Origin of the sequence: Saccharopolyspora sp. NPDC050642, assembly GCF_040654735.1 — a bacterium.
GTDB classification, from domain to species: Bacteria; Actinomycetota; Actinomycetes; order Mycobacteriales; family Pseudonocardiaceae; genus Saccharopolyspora; species Saccharopolyspora elongata.
The window spans coordinates 37,706-61,582 of the sequence record NZ_JBFAIN010000031.1 but is presented as its reverse complement, the minus strand read 5'-3'; the positions used below and the strand labels follow the sequence as shown (position 1 = coordinate 61,582).

22 protein-coding genes are annotated in these 23,877 nt (G+C 71.6%); 7 read left to right on the top strand and 15 right to left on the bottom strand.

All coding sequences use genetic code 11. From position 1 onward, the window contains the following. Positions 1-36: 36 nt before the first annotated feature. From AB0H93_RS33305 to AB0H93_RS33295, 3 genes are all read left to right on the top strand, one after another. Positions 37-645 (top strand): TetR/AcrR family transcriptional regulator, encoded by a 609-nt coding sequence (locus AB0H93_RS33305; protein ID WP_358578260.1) that lies wholly within the window; start codon positions 37-39, stop codon positions 643-645. Next, entirely contained in the window at positions 642-1,568 is a 927-nt protein-coding gene (locus tag AB0H93_RS33300; RefSeq protein ID WP_358578257.1) for a carbohydrate kinase, read from the top strand. The genes AB0H93_RS33305 and AB0H93_RS33300 overlap by 4 nt, the downstream gene beginning before the upstream one ends. A gap of 386 nt (positions 1,569-1,954) precedes the next feature. Next, on the top strand, positions 1,955-3,259 hold the full coding sequence (locus tag AB0H93_RS33295; protein ID WP_093272091.1) for a citrate synthase: 1,305 nt from the start codon (positions 1,955-1,957) through the stop codon (positions 3,257-3,259). 359 nt (positions 3,260-3,618) lie between these two features. Here AB0H93_RS33295 and AB0H93_RS33290 read toward each other — a convergent pair whose 3' ends face one another. From AB0H93_RS33290 to AB0H93_RS33275, 4 genes are all read right to left on the bottom strand, one after another. Further along, on the bottom strand, positions 3,619-4,794 hold the full coding sequence (locus tag AB0H93_RS33290; RefSeq protein ID WP_358578254.1) for an ABC transporter permease: 1,176 nt from the start codon (positions 4,792-4,794) through the stop codon (positions 3,619-3,621). Then, complete coding sequence (locus AB0H93_RS33285) at positions 4,791-5,702, bottom strand: ATP-binding cassette domain-containing protein (RefSeq protein ID WP_358578251.1); 912 nt, start codon at positions 5,700-5,702, stop codon at positions 4,791-4,793. The genes AB0H93_RS33290 and AB0H93_RS33285 overlap by 4 nt, the downstream gene beginning before the upstream one ends. A 172-nt stretch (positions 5,703-5,874) precedes the next feature. Then, positions 5,875-7,449: a glycerol-3-phosphate dehydrogenase/oxidase gene (locus AB0H93_RS33280; RefSeq protein WP_358578249.1), complete on the bottom strand. Its 1,575-nt coding sequence runs from the start codon at positions 7,447-7,449 to the stop codon at positions 5,875-5,877. Positions 7,450-7,560: 111 nt separating this feature from the next. Then, complete coding sequence (locus AB0H93_RS33275; RefSeq protein WP_358578246.1) at positions 7,561-8,217, bottom strand: TetR/AcrR family transcriptional regulator; 657 nt, start codon at positions 8,215-8,217, stop codon at positions 7,561-7,563. A gap of 16 nt (positions 8,218-8,233) precedes the next feature. Here AB0H93_RS33275 and AB0H93_RS33270 point away from each other — a divergent pair, with 16 nt between their 5' ends. Further along, on the top strand, positions 8,234-9,877 hold the full coding sequence (locus AB0H93_RS33270; RefSeq protein WP_358578243.1) for an FAD-binding oxidoreductase: 1,644 nt from the start codon (positions 8,234-8,236) through the stop codon (positions 9,875-9,877). On the opposite strand, the gene AB0H93_RS33265 is transcribed toward AB0H93_RS33270, so the two are convergent. The 3 genes from AB0H93_RS33265 to AB0H93_RS33255 all read right to left on the bottom strand — a co-directional run bounded on the left by AB0H93_RS33265 (position 9,858) and on the right by AB0H93_RS33255 (position 13,010). Beyond that, positions 9,858-10,595 carry a GNAT family N-acetyltransferase gene (locus AB0H93_RS33265; RefSeq protein ID WP_358578240.1) on the bottom strand — a complete coding sequence of 246 codons (738 nt, stop codon included), beginning with the start codon at positions 10,593-10,595 and terminating at the stop codon, positions 9,858-9,860. The two genes, AB0H93_RS33270 and AB0H93_RS33265, sit on opposite strands and share 20 nt — an antisense overlap. A 91-nt stretch (positions 10,596-10,686) precedes the next feature. Then, a complete protein-coding gene (locus tag AB0H93_RS33260) occupies positions 10,687-11,838 on the bottom strand; it encodes an MFS transporter (RefSeq protein WP_358578238.1) in 1,152 nt (383 codons plus the stop codon). Further along, on the bottom strand, positions 11,835-13,010 hold the full coding sequence (locus tag AB0H93_RS33255) for an MFS transporter (protein WP_358578236.1): 1,176 nt from the start codon (positions 13,008-13,010) through the stop codon (positions 11,835-11,837). Before AB0H93_RS33255 ends, AB0H93_RS33260 begins: the two co-directional genes overlap by 4 nt. 90 nt (positions 13,011-13,100) lie before the next feature. Between AB0H93_RS33255 and AB0H93_RS33250 the strand changes: the two genes are divergently transcribed. Then, positions 13,101-13,649, top strand: a complete 549-nt coding sequence (locus tag AB0H93_RS33250) for a helix-turn-helix domain-containing protein (RefSeq protein ID WP_358578234.1) — start codon at positions 13,101-13,103, stop codon at positions 13,647-13,649. Between the two features lie 72 nt (positions 13,650-13,721). Here AB0H93_RS33250 and AB0H93_RS33245 read toward each other — a convergent pair whose 3' ends face one another. Then, positions 13,722-15,098: an MFS transporter gene (locus AB0H93_RS33245; protein ID WP_358578232.1), complete on the bottom strand. Its 1,377-nt coding sequence runs from the start codon at positions 15,096-15,098 to the stop codon at positions 13,722-13,724. Between the two features lie 67 nt (positions 15,099-15,165). Here AB0H93_RS33245 and AB0H93_RS33240 point away from each other — a divergent pair, with 67 nt between their 5' ends. After that, on the top strand, positions 15,166-15,780 hold the full coding sequence (locus tag AB0H93_RS33240; RefSeq protein ID WP_358578230.1) for a TetR family transcriptional regulator C-terminal domain-containing protein: 615 nt from the start codon (positions 15,166-15,168) through the stop codon (positions 15,778-15,780). Positions 15,781-15,881: 101 nt separating this feature from the next. Here AB0H93_RS33240 and AB0H93_RS33235 read toward each other — a convergent pair whose 3' ends face one another. The 5 genes from AB0H93_RS33235 to AB0H93_RS33215 all read right to left on the bottom strand — a co-directional run bounded on the left by AB0H93_RS33235 (position 15,882) and on the right by AB0H93_RS33215 (position 21,226). Continuing rightward, positions 15,882-16,274, bottom strand: coding sequence for a hypothetical protein (locus tag AB0H93_RS33235; protein ID WP_358578228.1), 393 nt, complete (start codon positions 16,272-16,274; stop codon positions 15,882-15,884). Further along, positions 16,267-19,092: an FtsK/SpoIIIE domain-containing protein gene (locus AB0H93_RS33230; protein WP_358578225.1), complete on the bottom strand. Its 2,826-nt coding sequence runs from the start codon at positions 19,090-19,092 to the stop codon at positions 16,267-16,269. The genes AB0H93_RS33235 and AB0H93_RS33230 overlap by 8 nt, the downstream gene beginning before the upstream one ends. Positions 19,093-19,229: 137 nt before the next feature. Continuing rightward, on the bottom strand, positions 19,230-19,481 hold the full coding sequence (locus AB0H93_RS33225; protein WP_358578223.1) for a hypothetical protein: 252 nt from the start codon (positions 19,479-19,481) through the stop codon (positions 19,230-19,232). A gap of 134 nt (positions 19,482-19,615) precedes the next feature. Next, the gene (locus AB0H93_RS33220) at positions 19,616-19,876 is read right to left on the bottom strand and encodes a hypothetical protein (protein ID WP_132488400.1); all 261 of its coding nucleotides are present in this window, start codon (positions 19,874-19,876) and stop codon (positions 19,616-19,618) included. Between the two features lie 507 nt (positions 19,877-20,383). After that, positions 20,384-21,226 carry a hypothetical protein gene (locus tag AB0H93_RS33215; protein ID WP_358578220.1) on the bottom strand — a complete coding sequence of 281 codons (843 nt, stop codon included), beginning with the start codon at positions 21,224-21,226 and terminating at the stop codon, positions 20,384-20,386. Between the two features lie 209 nt (positions 21,227-21,435). Between AB0H93_RS33215 and AB0H93_RS33210 the strand changes: the two genes are divergently transcribed. Next, a complete protein-coding gene (locus AB0H93_RS33210) occupies positions 21,436-22,290 on the top strand; it encodes a polysaccharide deacetylase family protein (RefSeq protein ID WP_358578218.1) in 855 nt (284 codons plus the stop codon). A 191-nt stretch (positions 22,291-22,481) separates the two neighbouring features. Here the strand turns inward: AB0H93_RS33210 and AB0H93_RS33205 are convergent, their stop codons facing one another. Both AB0H93_RS33205 and AB0H93_RS33200 read right to left on the bottom strand, forming a co-directional pair. Beyond that, entirely contained in the window at positions 22,482-22,829 is a 348-nt protein-coding gene (locus tag AB0H93_RS33205; protein WP_358578215.1) for a PRC-barrel domain-containing protein, read from the bottom strand. Positions 22,830-23,052: 223 nt separating this feature from the next. After that, positions 23,053-23,856 carry a lysophospholipase gene (locus tag AB0H93_RS33200; RefSeq protein WP_358578212.1) on the bottom strand — a complete coding sequence of 268 codons (804 nt, stop codon included), beginning with the start codon at positions 23,854-23,856 and terminating at the stop codon, positions 23,053-23,055. Positions 23,857-23,877 lie beyond the last annotated feature (21 nt).

Here is a 23,877-nt window from a genome sequence, read left to right as displayed (position 1 = left end):
GCAACCGTTCGAGGGTGCTGTGGCAGGCTTCATCCGATGACCACCTCCGAAGGCCGTCGCCGGCCGGTGAACGCGCGGCGGGCCCAGCTGCTGGACCGGCTGCGCGACCTGTTCCTCGCGGAGGGGTTCGCGCACTTCACGCTGGACGACCTGGCAGCCCGGCTGCACTGCTCCAAGTCGACGCTGTACACGCTGGCGGGCAGCAAGGAGCAGCTCGCCGTCCGCGTCGTCGCCCACTACTTCAAGAGCGCCACGCAGCTGGTCGAGCAGCGGGTCGCGGCGGCCGACGACGTGCGGGAGAAGGTGCGGGCGTACCTGGATGCCGCGGCCGAGGCGCTGCGCCCGGCGTCCCGCGAGTTCATCGACGACATGGCCGCCAACATCGCGACCCGCACCACCTACGAGGCCAACGCGCACGCCGCCGCGGACCGGCTCCGCGGCTTCATCGGCGAGGGCGTGCGGCAGGGCGTGTTCCGGGAGGTGCACGCCGCGTTCGTCGGCGAGATGGTCGGGCTGACCATCGTCGGCATCCAGCGCGGCGAGATCGGCGAGCGCACCGGCCTGTCCGACGCGGCGGCCTTCGAGGCGTTGTCGCAGTTCCTGCTCGGCGGGTTGACCGCCCAGTGCACAGTGGAGGAAAAGTGATCGTCATCGGCGGTGAGGCCCTCGTCGACCTCGTTCCGGACCCGTCCACGGCGGACGGCGAGCTCGGGCCGCTGCACCCGCGCCTCGGCGGGGGTCCGTACAACGTCGCGATCGCGCTGGGGCGGCTCGGGGTTCCCGCCGCGTTCTTCGCCCGGCTGTCCACGGACCAGTTCGGCGACAAGCTCCTCGAACGCCTGCGGTCTTCCGAAGTGGACGTCGACCTGGTGCAGCGCGGCCCGGAGCCGACGACGCTGGCCGTGGTCGGGCTGGCGGAGGACGGTTCGGCCCGCTACAGCTTCCACACCGAAGGCACCGCCGCCCGCTTCGTCGCGGACCGGCCGCTGCCCGCGCACGTCACCGCCCTCTGCCTGGGCACCCTCGGCATGGTGCTCGAACCCGGCGCCTCGGTGTACGAGGAGGTGCTGTTCCGGGAGGCCGCGCGCGGCCGGTTCATCGCGCTGGACCCGAACATCCGCGCCGACCTGATCGCCGACCCCGACGCCTACCGCGCGCGGTTCGCCTCCTGGCTGCCGTCGGTGGGGCTGCTGAAGGTCTCGGACGACGACGCCGAATGGCTCGCGGACGGCGGGGACGTGCTCGCCGCGGCCCGCGAGTGGCAGCGCAGCGGCCCGGCGGCCGTGGTGCTGACCAGGGGAGCCGACGGGCTGACCGCGGTGACCGGCGACGGCGAGGTGTCGGTGCCGGGCGTGCGCGCCGAGGTCGCCGACACCATCGGCGCGGGCGACACCGTGCAGGGCGCCCTGCTCGCGTGGCTGCACCGCAACGACGCGCTGTCGGCGGACGCCGTCCGCGCGCTCGACCGGGAGCAGTGGGAGCAGGCGCTGCGGTTCGCCGCGGCCGCCGCTGCGGTCACCGTCTCCCGACCGGGTGCCGAGCCGCCGTGGGCCGCCGAGTTGGCCTGACGGTCGGCGAACCGCGTCTGACGTGCGCGAGGACACCTTGTGAGGTAAACCGCGCGAGGCCGGTCGGTCGAGATCGGGTTAGACCGATCGGACGGGCTCGTTGGTCACGATGAACTGCTCGTCCGGCTTCGGAGCGTCGAAAATTTTCCGCCGGAAGCGCCCCGATGTGATGTGATCGTGGTCCCACCTGCCAAAAAGCCGAAACGCGATTGCTGCGCTGGGACCCCACTGCGGTCTAGCGTGACTACTGACAGGACCCCAACGGGGTGGTGCTGCGGCGGTTCGGACACCCCGACCGGCGCGCGGGCGACATCGCAGCCCTGCCGCTTGGCTGGGCAACCGCGGTCGCCTCGACACGCACCCCGACGAGCGCGAGAGGTTCCCGAATGCCCGACGACGTGACCGCCAAACGTACCGTCGCGCTGCGCTATGACGCCGGCGAGCACGAAATGCAGGTGAAGCAGCCGACCGAGGGCGCCCCCGGGGTGGATCTCGGCAAGCTGCTGGCTCAGACCGGTTTGGTGACGTTGGATCCGGGCTTCGTCAATACGGCGGCCTGCCTCTCCGACATCACCTACATCGACGGTGACGCCGGCATCCTCCGCTACCGCGGCTACCCGATCGAGGAGCTCGCGGCGAAGTCGAACTTCATCGAGGTCAGCTACCTGCTGATCTACGGTGAGCTGCCGACCCAGCAGCAATACGACGAGTTCGCCGAGCGGATCCGGCGGCACACCCTGCTGCACGAAGACCTCAAGCAGTTCTTCGACGGCTTCCCGCGGGACGCGCACCCGATGCCGGTGCTGTCCTCCGCGGTCTCCGCGCTGTCCACCTTCTACCAGGACAGCCTCAACCCGTTCGACAAGGACCAGGTGGAGCTGTCCACCGTCCGCCTGCTGGCGAAGCTGCCCACGATCGCGGCCTACGCCTACAAGAAGTCGGTCGGCCAGCCGTTCCTGTACCCGGACAACTCGCTGGGCCTGGTGGAGAACTTCCTCCGGATGACCTTCGGTTTCCCCGCCGAGCCCTACGAGGTCGACCCGGTGCTGACCCGCGCCCTCGACCTGCTGTTCATCCTGCACGCCGACCACGAGCAGAACTGCTCCACGTCGACGGTCCGGATGGTCGGCTCCGCCGAGACCAACCTGTTCGCCAGCATCTCGGCCGGCATCAACGCCCTGTTCGGCCCGCTGCACGGCGGCGCGAACAGCGCGGTGCTGGAGATGCTGGAGGGCATCCAGGCCAACGGCGGTGACGTCGACTCGTTCGTCAACCGGGTCAAGAACAAGGAGCCCGGCGTCCGGCTGATGGGCTTCGGGCACCGGGTCTACAAGAACTACGACCCGCGCGCGGCGATCATCAAGAAGACCGCCGACGAGGTGCTCGGCAAGCTCGGGGCCAACGACCCGCTGCTGGACATCGCCCTGAAGCTCGAGGAGAAGGCGCTCGCCGACGACTACTTCGTCGAGCGCAAGCTCTACCCGAACGTCGACTTCTACACCGGCCTGATCTACAAGGCGATGGGCTTCCCGACGAAGTACTTCACCGTGCTGTTCGCGCTCGGCCGGCTGCCCGGCTGGATCGCGCACTGGCGGGAGATGCTGGAGGACCCGGCCCGCAAGATCAGCCGTCCGCGGCAGGTGTACACCGGTTCGCCGGAGCGTGCCTACCAGTCGATCGACCAGCGCTGAATCGAAACCTGAATCCAGTCGGCCGCCGACGCGACCGACCCACGTGCGGCCCCGGACACCGGCCTCTCGGCCGGTCCCCGGGGCCGATCCGTGTCCAGAACGGTTTTCCAGGCTCGTCCTGCGTGGCGGTGCGGGTAGCGGAACCTCAGACGCCTTCTCGACTCCGGGATCCCCGGCACACGTATGTCCAATACGTCGTGGCGGGGCTGTCCTCGCAGAGAACCCCGGTGGGGTGGGCACCGCCTGAGAACCCGCGGCGGTGCAAGTTGCGTAGGTGGGCTAAGCGGCTGCGCCGCTTGCGGCGACTCCCGCACTGCAACGTCGAGCGTCGCGGCGGCGGTTTCGCCCCCTTAGTTCGGTCAGGCGGCGCGGAGGGCGTCGCGGAGCTTCACGCGGGCGCCGGTGTGCAGCACCGCGTTGCTGTAGATGCGGCCGCCGAGGCGGAGGAGCACCGCGATGGCCGCGAGGCTCAGGACGACCGACAGGGCGATCTCCCACGGGGCGGCGACGCCGAGGGCGATGCGCATCGGCATCAGCGTCGGCGAGAAGCCCGGCACCAGCGAGAGCACCGCGGCGAGCGTGCTGTCCGGCGAGCTCGGCAGCATCGAGACGCCGATGACGAACGGCACGACCAGGACCATGATCACCGGGCTGATCACGTTCTGCAGGTCCTCCTGGCGGGACACCAGCGAGGACGCAGCGGCGAGGACCGTCGCGTAGGTGAAGAACCCGAGCAGGAACCAGGCCAGCCCCCAGCCGAGGGTGCCCGCCAGCGCCGCGGACGGCAGCGTCAGCACGCCCCCGACTCCGGACGCGATCAGGCCCGCGGCGGCGATGATCACCAGCTGCAGCAGGTTCGTCAGGCCGATGCCGATCACCTTCCCGGCGAGCAGCTGGGTCGGCTTGATCGTGGACAGCAGCAGCTCGACGACCCGGCTGGACTTCTCCTCCACGACGCCCTGCGCGACCATCTGGCCGCCGATGATCAGGAACATGTAGAGCACGACGCCGGCCGCGATGGCCAGGCCGAGCCGCTCGCCGAGGTGCGGGTCCTCGGTCTCCAGGCTGGTCACGGAGACGTGCGCGCTCTCGGTCGCGGCGCGGACCCCGGCCGGATCCAGCCCGGCGCGGGCGAGTTCGGTGTTCAGCGCCTGCTGCTGCACGACCGCGTCCAGCGCGCCCCGGAGTGCGCTGTCCGGGCTCCGCTTGACGACCAGCCGCGGCGCGTCCGGCGTGCCGGTGATCAGCGCTTCCAGGTCGCCGTCGCGCACCTGCCGCTCGCCCGCGGCCTCCTCGACGGTGCTGATCTCGAAGGACTTGCCGAAGGCCGTGCCGGCGGCCTGCAGCGGCGCGCCGACGGCCGCCGCCTGCGCGGTGACGCCGACCTTCGTCGTGCCGGCCTGGTGGCCGATGAACATCATGAGCGCCGCGTAGCCGCCCATGATCAGGATGGTGGCGACGGTGCCGGCGATGAAGGCGCGGGTCCGCACCCGGGTGCGGATCTCCCGGCGGGCGACCAGCCAGACGGGGCTCATGCGGCGGGCTCCTCGGAGACGACGTTGCGGAACAGTTCGGTGAGCGCGGGCCGGTGCCGGCTGAACTCGCGGACCGGGCCGGTGGCCAGCGCGGCCTTGAGCACCGCCTGGTCGTCCGCGTCGTCGGCGAGCCGCAGCGTGGTCCGGCTGCCGTCGACCTCGACGACCTCGGCGCCGGGCACGTCGGCGGCCCAGCCGGGCTGGGCGTCGGGGGCGTCGACGACCAGCGTGGCCGGGCCCTGGTCGCGGAGTTCGGAGACGGTGCCGCAGGCCACCATCTGTCCACTGCGGATGATGCCGACCCGGTCGCAAAGCCGCTGCACCAGGTCGAGCTGGTGGCTGGAGAACACCACCGGCACCCCGGAAGCGCACTTCTCCCGCAGCACCTCGCTCATCACGTCCACCGCGACCGGGTCGAGCCCGGAGAACGGCTCGTCGAGGATCAGCACCTCCGGGTCGTGCACCAGCGCGGCGGCCAGCTGCACCCGCTGCTGGTTGCCCAGGCTGAGCTTCTGCACCTCTTCGCCGCGGCGGGCGGCGAGTCCGAGCCGTTCGGTCCACCGCTCGGCGGCGCCACGAGCGTCCGCAGTGGACAGACCGTGCAGTTCGGCGAGGTAGGCGAGCTGCTCGGCCACCTTCATCTTGGGGTAGAGACCGCGTTCCTCCGGCATGTAGCCGATCCGGCGGCGGGCCTGCAGGTCCAGCGGCGCGCCGTTCCAGCGCACCTCGCCGGAGTCGGCGGCCAGCACGCCGAGTGCGATGCGCATCGTGGTGGTCTTGCCGGCGCCGTTGCTGCCGACGAACCCGAACATCTCGCCCGCGCGGACGGAGAACGTCATCTCCCGCAGCGCGACGACGTCCCCGTAGCGCTTGGAGATCCGGTCGATCTCCAGTTCGCGATCAGGCATCCCGTCTCCCTCGATTGGTGCTCGAATATCGATTCTGCCTGGTGACGGGCGAATATGCAGGATATTTGCGTTTGCCGGGAGGCGGTGCGAGGCTGAGCCGCTCGGACTTCGTGCGTTCTGGGTCGTGCGTGTTTTGTGCTGCTACAGCAACACAAAACCGCACGGTCCGTGATCAGCCCGAAACGCCGTGCAGCGCGCGCTCGACGAGCGCTTCGACCGCCGGGAGGGCCGCCTCGCGTTCCACCGGGTTCAGCCCGACCCGGCTGCGCCGGTCCAGGACGTCCGCCGCGTCGAGCGCGCCTTCGTGGCGGATCGCCCAGAGCACCTCGGCGGCCGTGAGCCGCAGGCCCGGCGCGATCGGCTCCGCGAGATCCGGGTCGAACTCGGCCAACGCGGCGACGCGCGCGGCCTCGGTGCCGTACTTCGCGATCAGCCGAGCCGCCGCTTCGACATCGGTCAGGTGCCGCCGCGGTGCGGCGCCGACCAGCGCCACGGCCGCGGTGCGCGACGGTCCGGCGGACAGCCCGCCGGTGCGCACCGCCGCATCGACCGCCTCGGCGGCCATCTTCCGGTAGGTGGTGAGCTTCCCGCCGACCACGGTCACCACGCCGTCCGGCGAGGTCAGCACCGCGTGCCGGCGCGACAGGTCCGCCGACCCCTTGCCGCCCGGCTGCGCCAGCAGCGGCCGGAGCCCGGCGAACGAACCGAGGACGTGCTTGCGCTCCAACGGCTGCCCCAGCGCGTCGCGCACGCCCGCGAGCAGGAAGTCCACATCGGACTGCGGAACCTCGGGAACGGACGGGATCGGCCCAGGCGCCGGCTCGTCGGTCAGCCCGAGCAGGGCGCGGCCGTCGGGCTGCGGCAGGAGCAGCAGGAACCGGCCCGACTCGCCCGGGATCGGTGCGACCAGCGCGGTCCCGGCGATCCCGGCGGCCTCCGCGTCGATCAGCAGGTGCGACCCGCGCGACGGCCGCAGTTCGACGTCCGGCGCGAGCTCACCTGCCCACACCCCGGCCGCGTTCACCACCGAACGGGCCCGGATCCGCAGCGATTCGCCGGTCTGCTGGTCCACCGCGTCGGCGCCGCGGCCGTCGAGTTCGCGCACGCGCACTCGGGTCAGGATGCGAGCGCCGAAACCGGCCGCGGTGCGCGCCAGCGCGACGACCAGGCGCGCATCGTCGACGAGCTGGCCGTCGAAGCCGAGCAGGCCGCCGCGCAGGTCGGCGGAGCGCAGGCCCGGGATGAGCGCGAGCGCCTCCGCGGCGGGAATCCGCCGGGGCGGCGGGAGCACGTCGGACGGAGTGCGAGCCGTGCGGCGCAGCGCGTCGCCGGCGTGCAGCCCGGCGGCGAGCACCAGCTCGGAGCGGCGCGACACGCTGCCGTGCAGCGGGATGAGCTGCGGGAGCGTCCGCACGAGGTGCGGCGCGGTGCGCGTCATCAGCACGTTGCGCTCGACGGCGCATTCGCGCGCCAGCGCGATGTCGCCGTGCGCCAGGTAGCGCAGGCCGCCGTGCACGAGCTTGCTGGACCAGCGAGACGTTCCCCAGGCGAGGTCCTCGGCCTCCACCAGAGCGACCGAGAGCCCGCGCGCGGCCGCGTCCAGGGCCGTTGCGGCGCCGGTCACGCCGCCGCCGACCACCAGCAGGTCCACCTCGTCTTCGGCGACTGCGGACAGATCGGCGGCGCGGCGCGCGGCGTTCAGCGAGGTGGCGCGCAGCGAACCGGCGGGCAGCGGGGTGGTGATCATCGGACCTCCGGGCGGGTTGGTGGGGTTCCGGGGGCCGCAGTTTCAATTGAAACTGCGCTCAGTCGACGGGTTCGGCGCAGTTTCAATTGAAACTGCAGGAAACCGGGGTGGTCAGGCATCGGTGGGCTCCGGGCCGAGGGCACCGTCGAGGAGGTGGGCCAGTTCGGTGGTCAGGGCCGCCGGGTCGATGTCGCCGGAGGCCGGGCGGGCGGAGATGACGAACGACTGCACGAGCAGCAGCAGGGCGCGCGCCTGCACGGCCGGATCGGCGCGGCGGATCGAGCCGTCCTCGTGGCCCCGCACGAGGTACTCGCGGATGAACCCCTCGGCGGCGAGCTGGGTGCTGCCGAGCCGCTCGACCAGGTAGGGCAGCAGGAGTTCGGCGTCGGTCTCCAGCACCCGCTGCAGCAGCGGCGCCGCCTGCAGCAGCCGGATGCCGCGGACCGTCCCCGCGACCAGGAGCTGCCGGCCGTTGCCGGTCTCCTGCCCGGCTTCAGCCAGCTGCAGGATCTCGCCGAACTCCACCGTCACCAGCGCGGTGACCAGGCTGTCCACGTCGGGGAACCGCCGGTACAGCGTCATCCGGCTGACCCCGGCGCGCCGCGCGATCTCCGTCAGCGTGGTGCGCCGGACGCCGTTGGCCAGCACGCACTCCCGGGCGGCGTTCAGCAGTTCGGCATCGCCGACCCGGTTGGCCGCCTGGCGGGCCGGGCGGGCGGTCGCCGGCGGGGTGCTGTCACCTCGCGTGCTGTGACATTGCGAAGTCATGTGTAACACTGTACTGGTGAACGGCCTGATCGAACACACCCTCCGCGGCAGCTGGACCCCATCGGGGGCCTCCGCTGCGCCGTTGTCACCACACGCGCTGCGCTGGTTGCGCCAGCGAACCGGCCTGGCCGAGACCGCCACGCCGGCGGTTCCCGCCTCGCTGCTGGAGGTCGCCGAGAGCGACCTGCCGGAAGCGGCGCGCGCCGAGCTCGCGGCCCTGATCGGTGGGCAGCAGGTGCTGACCGACCCCGCCGAACGGCTCGGCCGCGCCGGCGGGATGTCGTACACGGACCTGATGCGCCGCCGCGGCGGCAGCAGGCTCGCGGTGCCCGACGCGGTGCTGCTGCCCACGGACCCGGATCTGGTGCAGGGTGTCCTGGAGATCTGCGTCCGGCACGACATCGCCGTCGTCCCGTTCGGCGGCGGCACCTCGGTGGTCGGCGGCGTCGACGCGCTGCGCGGCGGCAAGACCGCGGTCGTCGCGCTGGACCTGGCCCGGCTCGACCGGCTGGTCTCGCTCGACCCGGGCTCGCGGATCGCCGTGGTGCAGGCCGGGATGCGCGCGGCGGAAGCCGAATCCCTGCTGGCCGCGCACGGTTTCACGCTCGGCCACTTCCCCCAGTCCTACGAGCGGGCCACCATCGGCGGCTTCGCCGCGACCCGGTCGGCGGGGCAGGCCTCCGCCGGTTACGGCCGCTTCGAGGACATGGTCGAGGGCGTCCGGCTCGCGACACCGGTCGGCGAGTGGCGGCTCGGGGTGTCCCCGGCGTCGGCGGCGGGCCCCGACCTGCGGCAGCTCGCGGTCGGCAGCGAGGGCGCGCTCGGCGTGATCACCGAGGTGGCGCTGCGCGTCCGGCCCGCGCCGGCCCGGAGCCGCTACGAGGCGTTCGTGGTCGACGGCTGGCAGTCCGGCGTCGACGCGGTGCGGGCGCTGGCGCAGGGGCGCGCGCTGGCGGACGTCACCCGCTTGTCCGATGTGGACGAAACCGACGTGCAGCTGGAGCTCTCCGGCGCGCTCAAGGCCCGATCCCTGAAGACCTACTTGCGCGGCAGGGGAATCCGGCAGCCCTGCCTGCTGGTGCTCGGCTGGGACGCGGCCTCGCGCGGCGAGCTGAAGCAGCGCCGGTCGGCGACCCTGCGCGCGCTGCGCGGAATCCGCACGGTCCGGTTGGGCCGCCCGGTCGGCGAAGCCTGGCGGTCGCACCGGTTCTCGGGGCCGCGGCAGCGCGACGCGCTGCTGGATCGCGGCGTGTGCGTGGAGACGTTGGAGACCGCGACGCACTGGACCGATCTCAGCGAACTGCGCTCCGCGGTGCGGACGGCGCTGGTGCGGAGCCTGCAGGTCAACGGCAAGTCGCCGATCGTGATGTGCCACATCTCGCACGCCTACGAGACCGGCGCCTCGCTGTACTTCACGGTGCTGGCGGCCCGCGACGTCGACGACCCGCTCGGCCAGTGGCAGCGGGCGAAGATGGCCGCCTCCGACGCCATCGCGGGCCGCGGCACGATCACCCACCACCACGCGGTCGGCGCCGACCACCTGCCGTGGCTCGAAGCGGAGATCGGCGACGTCGGCGGCGCGGTCCTCGCGGCGGCGAAGAAGGCCGTCGACCCCACGGGAATCCTCAATCCGGGCAAGCTCATCCGGCCAGCGCGGTGATCGCGCGGTAGCGGTAGCCGAGCCCGCGGTACACCCGGAGCGCGGGCTCGTTGCCCGCGTCGACCATCAGCGCCACGCCGCCGTCGCGGGCGAGCTCCGCGGTCAGGAACGCGCAGAGCGCCGTGGCCAGGCCGGTGCCGCGGTGGTCGGGGTGGGTGGTGACGCCGGAGATCAGGCGGAGCAGGGGCGCGGGCCAGGAGTCGGCGCCGACGGCGAGCAGTGTGCCGTCCGCGCCGCGGATCCCGGCCCAGCGGCGGGCCCCGGGATCGTCGGGGAACAGGTACGACGTCGGGTTCGCCTTGCGCAGCAGGCTGGCGATCGCGTCTTCGTCGGCGCCGGTGAGCCACTCGACGCCCGCGGTCGGGGCGCTCGGCGGCTCGGCGGCGAGGTGCATCCACCCGAAGGTCGCGCGCACGTCCAGCCCGAGGCGCTCCGCGACGGGCCCGGCGAGTTCGGCGTCGGCGAGCGGCCGGAGCCGGTCGCTGCGCACCTCCGCCATGACCCGCGCGAGGAGCTCCGCCGCGTCGTCGGCCGGGCCGCTGAACAGCACGCGGTCGTGCCGGCACAGCTTCGGCGCGTAGACGGCCACGGCGTGGCCGTGCTGCCACGCGGCCCCGGCTTCGTGCGGGTACTCCGGTGTCAACGCCTGCGCGCCCCAGCGGACCAGCAGATCATCGGTGGCTCCGGCGACGGCGTCGGCGGATAACAGCTCCTGCATGCCCCGATCGTCCCTCGCGAGCACCCGGCCGCAGGCACGGGGCCGTGAGTGCTTTGGGGTGTGATGGCACCCCAAAGCACTCGCGGAACCTTCAGTCGCGGAGGGACAGGAGCAGCGCCACCGCGGCGAGGGCGGCGGCGATGAAGCCCAGGTGTTGAGCGCCCGCCCACTCGATCCCGATCGCGCCGATGATGCCGGACGCCGCGATGGCCAGGTAGAGGATCGCGGCGTTGAGCGACACCAGCACCGATGCCGAGCCCGGCGACAGCGTGATCAGCCGGTGCTGCTGCGGCGTCGTGATCGCGAAGGCCGCGATGCCGAAGAACACGATCTCCGCCGTCGCCAGGCCGAAGCTCCCGGTGGTCAGCGGCAGCACGAGCAGGCTGACCGCCAGCCAGGCCAGGGCGAGCGCGACGACCTTCCGCCCGCCGATCCGGTCGGCCAGCACGCCGGCCCCGAAGTTGCCGATCGTGCCGATCACCCCGAGCAAGAACATCAGCACCGCCAGCCGGATTCCGCTCCCCGCGGTGGCCGGTGCGAACACGGCGGCGATGTAGGTGTACGGCAGGTACACGGCGGTGAAGCCGATGAGCGTCGTCACCAGCACCACCAGCACCCGCCGGTCGGCCAGCGGCGCGAACCTCTCCCGCAGCGACTCGGGCGTCGGCGCCGCCACCTCGGCGGGCACCAGCCGGAGCACACCCAGCAGGCCCAGCACCGCCAGGCCGGCGACGAACCACATCGTCATCCGCCAGCCGGACACGGCGCCCAGGGCGGTGCCCAGCGGCGCGCCGAACGCGGTCGCGGCGGTGAAACCCGTTGTCACGGCGGCGATGGCGCGGCCCCGCCGGTCCTCGGGCACCAGTGCGGACGCCGTGACCGCCGCCGTCGGCACGAACAGGCCTGCCCCCGCGGCCGCGACCACCTGCGCCGCGACCACCAGCGGGAACGACGGCGCGACGGCCGTGGCGATGTTCCCGATCAGGTAGACCGCCACCGCGAGCAGCAGGACCCGGCGCCGCCGCCAGCCCGCGGTCGCGGCGACGAGCACCGGCGCGACCAGCGCGCAGGTCAGCGCGAAGGCGGTCACCACCTGGCCCGCCGTGCTCATCGAGACCAGGAGGGTGTCGCTGAGCTGCGGAAGCACGCCCGCGAGCACGAATTCGCAGGTGCCGACCGCGAAGGTGCCGAACCCGAGCACCGGCACGGCCCAGCGGCTCGGGGTGTCCACTGTGGATGTCATCGGCGGGCTCCGACCCGGTTCGCGTACTCGGACATCGCCAGGCCCGCGACTACGAACACCGCTGCTACCCAGGGCAGTGCGGCGGGGGAGAACGGCAGCGCTGCGGCGCCGATGACCCCGGCCAGCGACGCCGCGAGGTATCCCCCGGAGGCGTTGAGCGAAATGACGAAGGAAGCCGCAGCCGGTGCGGCCGCGATCAGCCGGTGCTGCTGCGGCACCGTGATGCTCCACGAGGTGAGCCCGAAGACCACGATCGCGATGACCGCGCCGGCGAAAGTGGCGGTGGACCAGGGCATCACCGCGAAGTTGAGCGCGCCGACCACCATGGCGGCGGCGATCACCCGTCGCGGCCCGATCCGGTCGGTCCAGCCGCCGGCCGCCAGGTTCCCGACGGTTCCGGCGCAGCCGGACAGGAACAGCAGCACCGCCAGCAGCATGCCGCTGCCGCCGGTCGCGGCGCCGACGATCACGCTGACGTACGTGTTGACCACGAAGATCCCGATGAAGGCGGCAACCGTGGTCAGCAGGATCGCGACGACCTTTCCGTTGCCCAGCGGCGAAAGCCGTTCGCGCAGGCCCGCGGCGGGCGGTGCCGGAACCGGCGGCAGGAGCAGCGCAACGCCGATCCCGGCGGCGAGGCCGAGCGCGGCGACGAGCCACATGGTGCCGCGCCAGGTCGCGACCGTCCCGAGCAGCGTGCCGATCGGCACGCCGAGCGCGGTGGCCGCGGTGAGTCCCAGCGTCACCAGGGAAATCGCGCGTGCGCGCTGGTCCTCCGGAGCGAGCGCGGCGACGGTCGCCCCGGCGATCGGCGTGAACATGGAGGCGCCGGCGGCGGCGAGGACGCGGGTCGCGAGCACTGCGCCGTAGGTCGGGGCGAGCGCGGTGGCGATGTTGCCGACCGCGAAGACGGCGAGCGCGGTGAGCAGGACGCGGCGGCGGGGCCAGTTGCCGGTCAGCGTCGCCATGACCGGCGAGAGCACGGCGTAGGCGATCGCGAAGACGGTCACCAGCTGCCCGGCCTCGGCGATGCTCACCTGCAGATCCGCCGAGATCTCCGGCAGGACACCGGCGACGACGAAGGCGTCCGTGCCCACGGCGAACGTGCCCAGCGCCAGCACCGCCACCCGGAGCGGGACGCGGCCGGTGGTGGGTTCAGCGGTCTTGGTCAAGGGGGCTCCCCAAAACGGTACCGATCGTTTCCATGTGGCGAACGGTACCGATCGTTTCCGTTTTGGCGCAAGCTCGGATATCGTGGCGGCATGGCAACGCGCGCTCGAGAACGTCTCGTGGAGGCCGCGGAGCAGCTCTTCTACACCGAGGGCATCCGGGCGGTCGGAGTGGAACGGCTGGTCGCCGCCTCGGGAGTCGGCCGCGCCTCGTTCTACCGGCACTTCGACAGCAAGGACGACCTGGTCGTGACCATGCTGCGCGGCTACGCCGACGGCGTGCTGGAGCGGCTGAAGGCCGACGTCGCCAACCGCGGCGGCGGGCCGCTGGCGGTCTTCGACTCCTTCGCGGAGCGCTTCGCGGCGCCGGACTTCCGCGGCTGCGCCTCGATCAACACCATGGTCGAGATGGCGGACCCGGACAGCGCGGCGCACCGCGTCGCGGCGGAGCACAAGGAAGAGGTCACCGATTACCTGGACGGCCTCCTGGCGGAAGCGGGCTACCGCGGCCACCGGCAGCTGGCCGAACAGCTGATGCTGCTGATCGACGGGGCCAACGTCACGGCCCTGCGCGAACGAACGGCGGAACCGGCCAAACGCGCCAAGGCGATTGCCGCGGCCCTGCTGGAAGCCGCCGCCTGATCCGGCCCGCGACGCGCCGGGATGTCGCCGTTTTCGCTCGAAATTCACCCTCGCGCCGGGCTCGGCGTCGCTTTAGCGGTGGCCGTCGCGGCGCGCCGGTAGCGCCGCCGCCGCGACACCGGCCGCAACGAGAATTCCCGCGCTGGCCAGGAATGCCGTGGCGTAGTCCACCGATGCCTGCGGGTCCTGGGTGCCGGAGATGGAGATCAGCGCGGCAAGTCCGAATGCTCCGCCGATCTGCTTGGTGGTGTTCATCAGGCCTGCGGCGGCACCGGCGTCGGTGGCGTCCGCTCCGGCGGTGACCGTGGTCGTGAGCGGCGTGTTCAGCAGGCCGCCGCCGAAGGAGAGGACGATCGCCGGGCCGAGGATCCCGGCCAGGTATCCGCTGTCCGCGTCGATGCGGCTCTGCCACGCGAACCCGGCCGCGGCGATCAGCGCGCCGGCGACGATCAAGGTGCGGCCGCTGACGTGGCGCATCAGCCAGGGCGTGAGGAGCCGCCCGGCCACGATGGTCACGAGGGTGTGCGGCAGGAAGCCGAGGCCCGTTTGCAGGGCGGTGTAGTGCAGCACGTCCTGCATGTAGAGCGTGAGGAAGTACCACATCGGCGCCTGGAAGCACGCTCCTACCAGCAGCATCACCGCGTTGCCCACGGCGATCGAACGGTTCTGGAACAGCCTCGGCGGCACCAGCGGTGAGGCCGCGAATCGGCTTTCGACCACCGCGAAGAGCGCCAGCGCGGCAACCCCGGCGGCGAGCGGCACCAGGGTCTGCGGGGCGGTCCAACCGAGCGGGACGTTCGTGACGCCGTAGGTCAGGCAGGTGAGACCCGCCGTGGCGAGGATCGAACCGGGCAGGTCCAGGGTCCCGCGCGCCGCGGGAGGGTGGTCGGTGGTCAGTACGCGGGCCGCGGAGACCAGCGCCAGCGCGCCGATCGGCACGTTGATCAGCAAGGTGGCCCGCCAGGACAGGAACTCGGTGAGGGCACCGCCGACGAGGTTGCCCGCGGCGCCGCCCGCCACGCTGACCGCGGTCCAGGTCGCCAGTGCGCGTGTCCGATGTGGACCTTCCGCGAACGTCGTCGTCACCATGCTGAGGGTCGCGGGGGCGAGCACCGCCGCGCCGAGTCCTTGCGCGGCGCGCGCGGCGATCAGCGCGGCGGGGCCGGTGGCCAAGCCGCCCATCAGGCTCGCCGCGGAGAACGCCGCTAGGCCGGCCAGGAAGATCCGCCGCCGGCCGTGCAGATCGGCCAATCGCCCGCCCAGCAGCAGGAAGCCGCCGAAGGTCAGCAGGTAGCCGTTCGCCACCCACTGCAGGGATTCCGGGGTGAAGCCCAGCTCGGCCTGGATCGAGGGGAGCGCGACGTTGATCACCGAGACGTCGAGCACGACCATCAGCTGCGCCGCGCAGGCCAGCGCGAGCACCGCGCCGCCGGCTCGTCCCTGTCGCAATGGAGCCCTCCGCCGTTGATGATACGTCTGTATCAGATACACTTGTATCACAACGGAGGGAGTCGCATTGCCGAAGACCGTCGACCACGACCAGCGGCGGGCGCACATTGCCGAGGGCCTGGTGCGGGTGGCCGCGCGCGAAGGCCTGCACGCGGTGACGATGCGTTCGGTGGCCGCCGAAGCCGGTGTCTCGCTGCGGCTGGTGCAGTACTACTTCCAGACCAAGGCCCAGCTGATGCACGACGCCCTGCGCCACCTGGAACGGCAGAGCCAGGAGCGGTGGGCGGCACGGCTGGAGCGGATGCCGAGCCCGCCGTCGGGTCGCGCCTTCGTCGAAGCGTTCCTCTCCGAGGCGCTACCGACCGACGAGGTGAGCCGGGCCTTCCACCTCGTCGGCGCCTCCTACGCGGTGCTGGCGATGACCGATCCGGAACTCGCCGACCAGCCTTTCGTTGCGGGACTGAACCACCTCGAAGAGCAGCTCGCCGACGCGCTGCGCAGGGCCCAGGCCGATGGCGAGTTGCCGCGAGATCGCGACGCGTCCGTGGAAGCGGCTCGCCTGATCGCGCTGAACCACGGGCTGGGCACGGCAGTGCTCGTCGGCCAGCGCACCGGCCAGGATGCCGAGGCCGTGCTGCGCTGCCACATCGACGAGCTCTTCGCTGCCCCAGGCGAGTCCTGACCAGCCGTTTCCGCTGGTCAGGGCCCATACGTGGTTTGTGTTGCTATGGCGACCAAAAACGCGCACGGGTCCAGCCGGGCGGAACGGTGTCCGTGACCTGGTCAGGAATCCTTCTTGCGGCGGGGGCGGAGGCTCGCGGCGAAGCGGGGCTTCTCGAGCGCGTTGTAGAACGCCATGTAGGCCTGCTGGACATCGCGACGGGAATCGTCCGGTGTGGACGGTGCGGCCGTGCGGTCCGGGTCGGGCATGCTCGTGACCCGCATCCACCGCTCGTTCCACAGCGCTTCCATCGCGGCGTTCCACCGCTTGCGCACGTCGTCGAACACCTTCTCGCGCTGCTCGTCGGCGGCCTCCCGGCGCTGCTTCGCCGCCGCGACCGCCTCGCCGAGCTCGCCGGCCCGCTCGCGCTCGTGCTTGCGCAGCTGCTGCGCCGCTGTGGTGGCCCGCGCGGTGATCTCCTTGTACCGCTCCGCGGCCGGAATCTGCTCAGTCACCGGCTTCCTCCCGGATCTCGCACCGCTCGTCCGCCGCTCGCGGCGCCGGGACCGCCGGCACCGGTTTCGCCTGGTCGCCGAGGTCGAAGGGCAGGATCACCTCGGGCCGGGAGTGCACCGCGCGGTCGAAGAACAGGCCGCGCCGCGCCCGCGGCGACCAGTTGACCACCTGCCCGGCCGCGAACGCCGCCAGCTCCTGGCCGTGCACGTCGAAGGCGACCCAGGCACCGATGTCGTCGACCGGGCCCATGCCGAGGGTGTTCTTCACGCGCTGCGCGCTGCGCCACCAGCCGATCACGTGCACCCGCAATTCGGGACCCTGCTTGAGGATCTTCCGGAGGTGGTCGAGCCCGCTGACGCGGGTGGTCGGGTCCTTGCGCTCCAGCGTGGTGTGCGCCGCGTCGGCGGCGTAGAGCACCAGGACGTGCGGCACGTCGGCGCCGGATCGCTGGTCGATCGTCTCGGCGGTGGCGGCCAGCGCGGCCTCGATGCCGTCCAGGCCGACCAGCTCCACGTCATGACCGTCGATGCGCAACGCCTCGGCAACGCCGCGCGCGTCGTCGTCGACGTCGTCGAGCAGGGTCGCGATGGTGAACTTGATGCTGCCCGGAACGTATTGGCGCGCCAGGGAAAGCGTCGCCGTGCCGAGCACGCTGGTCGCATCCGCCAGCACCGAGCCGATCACCGCGATGTTGCGTCCCGGCGAGCGCACGAGCCGGACCGCGGCGGCCGTGCCGTTGACGTCGATGATCTGCCCGAGCAGGACCTTCGGCACCGCCACCGGCGCCCGCAGCTTCGCGTAGTCGTCCAGTGTGGACAGCGCTGGCAGGTTCGAGCCGTCGAACAACCGCGGCGGCGGAGCGTTCTCGTCGCGCCGCTTCCACAGCTCCTGCTGCAGCGCATCGAAGGTGTTCTTCGCAGTGGCGTCCGGGATGCGCGCGATCTCATTGCCGTGCTTGACGCCCGACTCGTGGTTGACGACCGCGTGCCAGCGCGGCAGCTCCAGCGCGGCGTTGTTCTGGTCGGCCAGCACCCGCCGCGCCTTGGGCAGCGCGATCCGCAGGATGAACTGCTCGAAGATCGCCGGCTTGCCCCAGAACGCCTCGATCCCGGACACGTCCTGGCTGGCCAGCACCAGGTGGATGCCCTGCGACCGGCCGCGCCGCGCGACGTCCTCCAGCAGCGTGGCGGCCTGCGCCGTGACCGGGTCGCGCTCGGCGAAGAGGTACTGGAACTCGTCGATCACGGCGACGATCCGCGGCCACCGGCCGTTCGGGTCCTCGGCGCGCAGCTCCTCCAGCTTGGTGACCTCGTGCTCCTTGGCGGACTCCGCGCGCCGCCGCATCTCGTCGGCCAGGAAGCGCAGCAGCGCCAGCCCGAACTCGCGGTCGGTGTTGACGTTCACCCCGACCAGCTGCGCGTGCGGCAGCCAACTCGGGTCGCGGCGGCCCGGGGTGAACTGGGCGAACGACACGCCTTCCTTGAAGTCCAGCAGGTAGAGCTCCAGCTCGTCCGGCGAGTAGCGGGCCGCGAGCCCGCCGAGCATGCCGTAGAGGAAATTCGTCTTGCCCGATCCGCTGGGGCCGCCGATCAGGGTGTGCGGGCTGCCGTCGCCGAGGGTGATCCACACCGGTTCGCCCTCGTTGAACCCGACCGGCGCGTGCAGCCCGGCCGTCGAGCGCTGCGTCCACAGCTGCTCCGGCACCAGGTCGTCGAAGGTCCGCACCCGCGCCCGCCGGGCGAGGAACGCCTCCGCGATCGCCGAGCACGCCTTGGTGACCTCGTTGCGCGACGGCGATTCGTCCAGCTGCACAACGGCTTCCGGCCCGGTCATGCTGGTGCGCGCCCGGTCACCGCCGAGCAGCCGGATGGACTCGATCGCGCTGTTCACGGTCAGCGAGAGGTCCACGACGATCAGCTGGATGCCGCAGGCCAGGCCGTTGCGCGCGATCCGCTGCAGCTGTTGCTGCTGCTCCTCGCGCAGCGCCTCGCCGTTGCCGAACAGCACCGCGACCCGCCAGGGCTCCGAGCGGTGCCCGCTTTCCGCGGCCAGCGAGCGCAGCGAGGTGTGGCCGCCCACCAGCGAACTGGTGTGGATCCGCCGGATGTGGTCGGAGAGCGCTTCGAGCATCTCGTCGAGCCGGGTCGGATCGTGCGCCGTCAGCAGGCCCGCGCGGGTCAGCGGGTAGAGCCCGGGCAGCGTTCCGGTCAGCTGCGCGACGTCCCAGACGTGGATGCGCACCAGGCCGGGCTGGAACCGGCTGAGCAGCCGCAGCAGCAGGTTCTGCACCAGGGTTTCGGCGGATTCCGGGTTGCCATCGGTGACGATCCGCAGGTGCGACTCGTCCAGCAGCGGGACGGCGGCCGGGAACGGTTGCGGGTCGGGCGAATCCGGGACGGTCGCGGTGCCGATCCGCCACAGCTCGGGCGGCGGATCGGCGGCGTCCTGGGTGCCGACCTCACCGAGCCATTCCGGCCATGGAAGCCCCGCAGCGCCAGGAGCCGCCTCCGCGACGAGCCCGCCGAGCTGCTCCGGGCCCTGCTCGCTCCACTCGGCGTAGATCTCCGCCCGATCGCGCAGCGCCTCCCGCATCGCGGCCTGGAAGACCGGGTTCGCGGGGTCGGCGATCTCCGCCGGTTCGCGTTCCGCCGCGGCCACCCCGACTTGGGCGATGCGCAGCGCGAACTCCTGCTGCGAGCATTCGGCGAGGACGCGGTCGTGCTCCTGCTCGGCGGCGCCGAGCGCGGAGGCGATGCTGGTTCGCAGGCGCTCGAAGGCCGCTTCGATCCGACTCCGCCGCTCGTTGCGTTTACCCACGCCCCACCTCGGAACCCGTGTTACAGACCGTGATCAAAATACCACTCGACGAGGAGCCGGGCAGGCCCCTGGTACACCCATGCACGAGGGCGAATGTGGCTCGGTTGAGCGCCGAAAGCCGAGGACGCCGCCGCGTCCTACAACCGGGTGGCGAAGTCGCGCACCGTGTCGAGGACGTGCTCGATCATCCCCTGGGATCGCTCGATCTGGTCATCTGCGCGGTGCAGGCTCGGCGGCACCACCGTCTCCGGGTGTTCCGGGTCGAGCTTCGCCAGCGCCTGCTCCGCCTCGGCCAGCGCGGTCCGGCTGGTGCCGAGGTGGGCGCCCGCGTCCGCCAGGTGTTCCTCCACGAGGCGCAACGTCTGGATCAGTTCGTCGAGTGTCGACACGGTGCCACAGAGCCTGTCTACGAGGTCGGGTTGGACTTCTGCCGTTGCGGCGGTTTCGCGCGAAATCGTCGCCCGGTACGCGTGGGGGACGGCGGTTCCGCGCGAAACCGCCGTCCCCGCCGAGCGGTCGGGACCTAGAGGCGGCCCGAGTAGCCCTCGGTGGCGTTGATCGTGGCGCTGATCTGCGCCTGCACGCCGCTGATCACCTGCATCACCTCGGCGAGCGAGCCGTGCGCGTGCTGCATCTCCTCCTGGGAGCTGCCCTGGGTGGCGGTGACAAGGGCCGATTGCGCCTCTTCGAGCGCGAGGTTGCCCTGTTGCAGGGCGGCGATGCTCTCCTGCATCTTCTGATTTGCCAAGGCAATTCCCGCGCGAACTTCTTCGACGCCCGCCATCTGGACTCTGGACCTCCGTGGTGCACAACGCTGTATCGGTCCACAAGTTAGCGCCCGGTGGCTGCGACGGCGCAGGCAGGTGGGTGCGGATGATCACGACGCGATCGCGGTGCGTGACGACCTGGGGAATTGATCACCCGGCCGGCAGCACGCCCTCCCGAAACGCACCTTTTGCCCGTTCGCTCCTCCGGTGTGCCCGCAATTTCAATGGAAATCAGACCTTCGATTTCGATTGAGCGTTTTTCATCCTGGTCGGCCCGCAGCCGCGGGCCGCAAAGCTGCACGTCGATGGGGTGCCGCATGCGCCGCAGGCGCATAGCCCACCTACGACACTTGCGCCGCCGCGGGTTCTCAGGGGCTTCCTGGCGAGGACGGCCCCTCCGCCGTGTATTGGACATACATCAGGAGGGGCACCCACAGTCCAGGGAGCCTCTGAGGTTCCGCTACCCGCACCGCCACGCAAATCGAGGTTGGAAAAACCTCATTGAAATTGCGGCCGATCGCCGGTCAGCCGCGGCCCGTGGTGCCCACTGTGGATTGTGGTTCGCCGGCCTCGGCCTCGACGGCGGACACCTCGATCGCCGCGACGCCGGACGGCGGCGTCGGCGCCGCCGACCACCGGGCGGTGGCGCGGTGTTCGTCGACGCGCAGCCGTGACCAGCCGTTGCCGCCGAGGGCCGAAATCGCGCCGAGCACGATCTCCGGCAGGTCGCCGAGCGCCGGCCCGAGGTCCATCGCGACCCGGACCAGCGGCGGATCCACCGCGTACTCGGTGATCGCGGCCATGTGCGACAGGCGGCTGGCCACCGCCCGCGCCGGCCACTCCGCGCCCGCCCGCCGCTCGGTGACCACGTCCACGAGCAGCCGCAGCCGCGGGCGCGGGTTGCCGCGCTCGTCCAGGTCGCCGATGCCCTCCGGCGCCTCCGCCGGCGGTTCGTCCGGGTCGCCGGCGTCGGACCTGCCGAACAGGATCGACCCGCCGGACCACGCCTCGACCAGCAGCCGCTCGCCGCCGGCGACCAGATCGCCCACCAGCTCCGGGTGCTCCACCACCGTCCACGCCGTCGGCGGCTCGCAGGCCACCCGGTGCCTGGCGTAGTCGGGGCCGAGCTCGCGCAGGAAGTTGCGCACCGCGCGGGACAACCCGGCCACGTGCTGCGCGGTTTCCGCGCTGGCCCGGCTGATCGTGACCGACCAGCAGCCGGGCTCCTCGTCGGAGCAGTCCCCGGACGCCACGATCCGGCCGTCGATCCGCCCCACCAGGCCGCGGCAGGCGGCGCGGGCGGCGGTCTCGTCGTCGGCCGCGACGACAACGGTGATCAGCAATTCGAGCTCGGTGTTCTCAGCCATCGCGAGAAGCATTCTCGCGCACTGAACCGGAACGTCGAACGGATGATCAGGTGAAGTCGCGACGCGCGGGCGGACGGCTTGTGTCCGACGACACAACCGACCCGTTTGACCCTCACACTGGTGTGATGGTTGGAGCATGGCCGCAACAGCCGGAAAACACCGCGACAGCAGGGAAAACCCGTCGCGGGCAGCCCGATCAGGAGGCGGCAGTGCACAACCAGCTCTTCGACTACAGCCCGATCGTCGACCGCGCCCCGCTGCGGTGGCCGGACGGCGCCCGGCTGGCGTTCTACGTGGGCCTCAACGTCGAGCACTACGAGATCGACCGGCCGTCCACCAGCATCTTCGCCGGGACCAGGGACCTCGCGCCCGACCCGCTGAACTACGGCTGGCGGGACTACGGCCCGCGGGTCGGCATCTGGCGGCTGGTGGACATCTTCGACCGGCACGGCATCCGCCCCAGCGTGCTGCTGAACTCCGACGTCACGGAGCACAACCCGCAGATCATCGACGCGGGCAAGCAGCGGGACTGGGCCTGGTTGGCGCACGGCAAGAACAACTCGATCCTGCAGGCGGACATGCCGGTCGACGAGGAGCGCGCCTACCTGCGGGACGTGGTGGACACCATCGAGGCCGCGACCGGCACCCGCCCGCGCGGGTGGATGGGGCCGGGGCTGACCGAAACGTTCCACACGCCGGAGCTGCTCGCGGAACTCGGCCTGCGGTACGTGCTGGACTGGAGCAACGACGACCAGCCGTACCGGCTGAACGTGCCCGGCCTGCTCAGCGTGCCGTACCAGACCGAGCTCAACGACGTGACGCTGTTCGTGGGCACCGGGGTGAGCGGCCCGGACTTCCTGCAGGCGGTCAAGGACCAGTTCGACCAGCTCTACGCCGAGTCGGCGGACAGCGGGCGGGTGATGTCGCTGGCGCTGCACCCGTTCGTCATCGGCCAGCCGTTCCGGGCCAAGTACCTGGACCAGGCGCTGGAGTACATCACCGGCCACGAGGGCGTGTGGCTGACCACCAGCGACGAGATCGCCGAGTCCTACGCCAGAAACTAGTTTCCCGACTCACCTCGCGTGGCGGTGCGGGTGGCGGAACCTCAGAGGCCTTCTCGCTGTGGGATCCCCGACTCATGAATGCCAAGTCGGGGCTGTCCTCGCGAGAAGACCCCTGAGAACCCGCGGGGCTGCGCCGCTTCAAAGACAACAACCCGCCCTACCGCACCCGTTCACGAATTCCCGAACGCCGCCTAGAGCTGCTGCTCGGCCTCGGCGGGCGGTTCGCCCTGGTCCAGGCCGTAGTAGTGGTAGAGGTCGCGGCCTTCCTGGTCGGAGAGGTGGCCGTGCTCGGCCTCGATGCGCGGGGCGTTGCGCACCCGGTCCTTGGAGACGCGCAGGTCGAGGCGGTTCTCCTCGGTGGTCGCGCCGGCCAGCGGCACGAAGGTCTCCTTGACGCCGAACACGCCGATCCGGACGGTGACCCACTCCGGCTGGTGGGTCACGTCGTCGACGTAGACGTTCCCGACCCGGCCGACGCGGTCGCCGTTGCGGTCGAACACCGGAGTGCCGATCAGGTCCTGTGCGCGCTCGACGTTCATGGCCACCTCGCTCGCTCCGCCCCACCCAGAGGCGCCGACCCCCCGTCGGCAATCCTCAAGCTGCCTGTGGAGCGCTTGAGCTGCAACTGCGCAAGCGACACGCCTCACCTGAACAGGTAATGATCGAGATTATTTGGCGTCCACTATTAATGATCCTTCATTTTTCGGACATGACTCGCGTGCCCCTGGCTTCGTCCTTGCGAAATCGCGCGGAGGCCAGTGGTTACGAGTTCAGTTCGCGGCCGATGAAGGTGAGGACGTCGTTCATCACCTCGGCCTTGTTGGTCTCGTTGAACAGCTCGTGGCGGCCGCCCGGGTAGATGTGCTCGTGGAACTCGCCGCCGCGAATCCGGTCGATGCCGGTGCGGGTGTCGGCCTCCGGGACCAGCTCGTCGTCCTCGCCGTGCACCCACAGCGTCGGCCGGTCCAGCGTCGGCCCGTCGTTGATGGCCAGCAGGCACTCGTCGATCGCCTGCAGCGTGGCGCGCTTGAACGGGCCGTGCCAGACCAGCGGATCGGCGATGTACGCCGCGCCGACCTCGGGGTCGCGGGACAGGATCGCCGGATCGATCGGGGCCTCCGGGATCTCGTCGTGCTCCAGCAGGTCCAGCACGTGCCAGGTGCCCAGCACCGGCGCGGACAGCACGACCGCCGCCAGGTGCTCCTGGTGCTCCTGCGCGTAGCGGGCGGCGAGCATCCCGCCCATGGAGTGGCCGATGAGGACGACCGGCAGGTCCGGGTGCTCGGCGGTGACCTGCCTGCGGAGCTCCTCCAGATCGGCAACGATCGTCTCGGCGTCCTCGAAGTAGACGCGGTCGCCGGGGGAGCGGCCGTGCCCGATGTGGTCCGGGGCGTAGACCAGCCCGCGGGCGCCGACCAGCTGCTCCGCGACCCACTGGTACCGGCCGGAATGCTCGCCGTAGCCGTGCACGACCAGCGCGATCCAGCCGGGGTTGGTCCCCGACCACTCGCGCACCGCCAGCTCGCCGTGCCGTCCGCTGACCACTCGATCCGTTGACTCGATCATGCCGCCACCCCAGCACACCTC